General features: G+C 30.5%; 2 protein-coding genes. One reads left to right on the top strand and one right to left on the bottom strand.

Features of this window, described 5'->3' with window-relative positions; genetic code table 11:
- On the bottom strand, positions 1-190 hold a 190-nt coding region (locus P9J64_17440; protein MDG5470103.1), incomplete at its 3' end, for a nitroreductase family protein.
- A gap of 150 nt (positions 191-340) precedes the next feature.
- Here P9J64_17440 and P9J64_17445 point away from each other — a divergent pair.
- A partial coding sequence (locus P9J64_17445) for a LysR family transcriptional regulator (GenBank protein ID MDG5470104.1) occupies positions 341-698 on the top strand: 358 nt, incomplete at its 3' end.

Genomic DNA, 698 nt, shown 5'->3' on the forward strand with positions numbered 1-698 from the left:
TTTCTCTTCCTTCATCAGTATCAACTACGACAAACTTCCAAGCCTGCAAGTTACATGCAGATGGAGCTGTAATTGTTTCTTCCAGCATTTCTTTCATTTCATCACGACTGATCTTTACGCTTGGATCAAATCTGCGTACTGAATGTCTACCAGTTAGAATTTCGTGAAAGTCATTATTTACAATTGCCATAATTAGATCTCTTTTCTATTCACTAATTTGTTATCGCTTTCACTTGCTAGTATAATAGATTTAAATCATAAGTGTGATCTATTATTTTATCCCAGAGTTAAGTATTTGCTTAACTCTACATAATGTAACTTAACTAAAGGACAAAAACTAATGAATATTCATGAGTACAAGATTTTCTTAGATGTATGCAATACTAAAAATTTTTCCGAAACTGCCAGAAACGACTTTATTACTAAATCAGCAATAATTCAGCATATTAACAAGTTAGAACAAAAACTTGGAATCAAATTATTTGAAAGAACTTCACGTGGAGTAAATCTAACCGATGCTAGTAAAGCATTACAGCCACTTGCTAAAGGGATAATTGAAAAAGAATCAGAAATAATAAAAACAATGCATGATTACTCACATACACTAACCATTGGGACAATCTATCTTGAAAAACCTATTTTAATTAACACCGTGCTTCAAAAAAATAATTCAAAATTAAGGGATTTTAATATCAATT

It is taken from the genome of Deltaproteobacteria bacterium IMCC39524 (assembly GCA_029667085.1).
Classification (GTDB): Bacteria; Desulfobacterota; Desulfuromonadia; order Desulfuromonadales; family BM103; genus M0040.